This is a genomic window from Streptomyces longisporoflavus, assembly GCF_014649775.1.
Taxonomy (GTDB): domain Bacteria; phylum Actinomycetota; class Actinomycetes; order Streptomycetales; family Streptomycetaceae; genus Streptomyces; species Streptomyces longisporoflavus.
In genome coordinates this window covers 1-1,474 of the sequence record NZ_BMTR01000106.1, presented here as the reverse complement: position 1 = coordinate 1,474, position 1,474 = coordinate 1, and the positions used below count along the sequence as shown (strand labels likewise).

Sequence of the window (1,474 nt, the reverse complement as noted above, 5' to 3'; positions counted from 1 at the left end):
CGAACGGCCCCGCTGCTCCGCGCGCCACGCGGAAAGCCTCGGCAACACCTCACTCAACGGAGCGTCCGGCGACACGTCCAACGTACGGGCGAGGTCGGTGATGTCACCGTCCTCGACGACTCCCCAGAATCTCGCGTCCACCGGCGACAGGAGCTCGACGTCCATGTCCGCCGGGCGAGCGTCCAGCCAGTAGCGCTCATGTTGGAAGGCGTACGTGGGCAGGTCCACGTGCCGGGTGCGGTGTCCGGCGAAGAACACCTCCCAGTCCACTCGGACGCCGCGCACGTGCAGTTGTCCCGCGGCGGTCGTCGCGGCCACGGTCTCCTGGCGGTCGCCGCGCAGCACCGGCACGAAGGCCGCGTCCGGCGCGGACAGCTGCCCCAGTGCGGACAGGGTGCCGCCCGGGCCGACCTCGACGAACGTGGTCACGTCGTCGTCCACGAGTGTGCCGACGGCGTCGGCGAACCGGACGGCCTCGCGTACGTGCCGCACCCAGTACTCGGGCGAGGCCAGCTCGTCGGCGGTGGCCGGGTGCCCCGTCAGCGTCGAGACGATCGGGATGGCGGGCGCCTCGTAGGACACCCCTTCAAGCACCCGGCGGAAGTCGTCGAGCATCGGCTCCATAAGCGGCGAGTGGAACGCGTGGCTGACCTTCAGACGCGACACCTTGCGGCCCGCCGCACGCCACTTCTCCGCAACCGCGTCCACATCGGCGGCCACACCCGAGACGACGACCGAGGTGGGTCCGTTGACGGCGGCCAGGCCGACCGTCTCCGACAGGTCCGGGGCGATCTCCGCCTCGGACGCCTGGATGGCCACCATCGCACCACCGGACGGCAGCGCCTGCATCAACGCACCACGCGCCGACACCACCTTCACCGCATCAGCCAGCGACCAGACACCCGCCACATGCGCGGCGGCCAGCTCGCCGATCGAGTGACCGGCAAGGACATCGGGGCGCACACCCCATGACTCCAGGAGACGGAACAGTGCGACCTCGACGGCGAACAGCGCGGGCTGGGTCACCCCGGTCTCGTTCAGGGCGTCGGCGTCCTCACCGAGCAACACCTCACGCACCCGCGGGTCACACTGATCCAGTACGGCGTTCATGGTATCGGCGAACACCGAGTACCGGTCGGCCAGTTCACGACCCATGCCCAGCCGCTGCGACCCCTGCCCCGAGAACAGGAAGCCCACCCGGCCGGGGGCCTCGGCGACCCCCGTTACCGCGTTGCCGGCCGATCGGCCCTCGGCCACCGCCTCCAGCGCGGCAAGAAGCTCCGAACGGTCGGCGCCGACCAGCACCGCGCGGTGCTCATGGGCCGTCCGCGAGGACACCAGCGCGCGGCCCACATCCGTCACCGCCACGTCCGACGCCTCGTCCGCGAAGGACTTGAGGCGCGCCGCCTGATCCCGCAGCGCCTCGGCGCTCCGCGCCGAAAGCACCCAGGGCACCAGGCCGTCGCCCACCGGC

The 1,474-nt window shown here is 71.5% G+C and carries 1 protein-coding gene; it reads right to left on the bottom strand.

What is annotated here, in order from left to right; all coding sequences use genetic code 11:
• The coding region (locus tag IE226_RS43585; protein ID WP_190087084.1) for an acyltransferase domain-containing protein at window positions 1–1,474 on the bottom strand (1,474 nt) is incomplete at both ends.